Raw genomic sequence first — 522 nt, 5'->3', positions numbered from 1 at the left:
TATTTACCACTTTTGGAACATAATTGGCAAAAAGACATTGTATCTCCAGCATATTCAAGGAGATAAAACATGGAAACTCGCATTCCTGAAGACACACCATTCGATACGAATTTTCTAGGAGAAACATCTCTAGAAGAAAAGTATTCATTCTTTCACACACCCATTTCATGGTCCGCAATCTTTGCTGGACTGGTGAGCGCCCTTGCCACCTCAATCTGCCTCTCTTTTCTGGTAGCCGCTTTAGGCTTAAGCCAAATGGATTTCACCTCTTCAACCCCATTTGAAGGCTCTTTCCTCTCCTTTGGCGTGGGTTCTGTTATCGTTACACTGATTAGCCTAGCCTTGGGAGGCTTTGTAGCTGGCCGTTTTGCTGAAACCTCAGGAACGATTCATGGCTTTCTCACTTGGGCTCTCATAACATTGCTGATGACCCTCCAAGCCATCCACGTGGTTTCTAGTACAGCAAAGATAGGAGCTAAAACGGCTCTAGAAAACAGCTCTATGATCCAACAAACCGTAGAC

The 522-nt window shown here is 44.4% G+C and carries 1 pseudogene; it reads left to right on the top strand.

Features of this window, described 5'->3' with window-relative positions:
- Positions 1-69: 69 nt before the first annotated feature.
- Positions 70-522: pseudogene (locus ACFIJK_RS09530) on the top strand (TIGR04086 family membrane protein); the annotation flags it as partial.

The organism is Bartonella sp. PS17NMGDW (assembly GCF_042193555.1).
Classification (GTDB): Bacteria; Pseudomonadota; Alphaproteobacteria; order Rhizobiales; family Rhizobiaceae; genus Bartonella; species Bartonella grahamii.
This window is presented reverse-complemented; position numbering and strand designations above follow the sequence as displayed.